At 66.2% G+C, this 272-nt stretch carries 1 pseudogene; it reads right to left on the minus strand.

Annotated features, from left to right (window positions below):
- Positions 1-272, minus strand: a pseudogene (locus EN852_RS38820) (complex I NDUFA9 subunit family protein); the annotation flags it as partial.

Below are 272 nucleotides of genomic sequence, written 5' to 3' on the forward strand. Positions count from 1 at the left end.
TAGCGATCGGCGATCGGCCGGCGCTGCTGGAACTGGCCCGCGGCGCGGAAGCGCCAGAGATAGCTGGGCAGGATCGTTGCGATCGCCTGCGGCTGGATGCCGAGGCCAGTGATCGTCCTGCTGTCCTTTTCGGCGGCTTCGGAGACGACGTTGTGCGCGCGCAGCTGCAGCACCTGGTCCTTGGTCAGCAACGGATTGGGCAGCAACTGAAGGATCGATGCCTGCAGGTTCGCCACCCACCAAGGCACAGGCACCAGAAGCCGCCTGCGGTC

It is taken from the genome of Mesorhizobium sp. M2E.F.Ca.ET.209.01.1.1 (assembly GCF_004010375.2).
Taxonomy (GTDB): Bacteria; Pseudomonadota; Alphaproteobacteria; order Rhizobiales; family Rhizobiaceae; genus Mesorhizobium.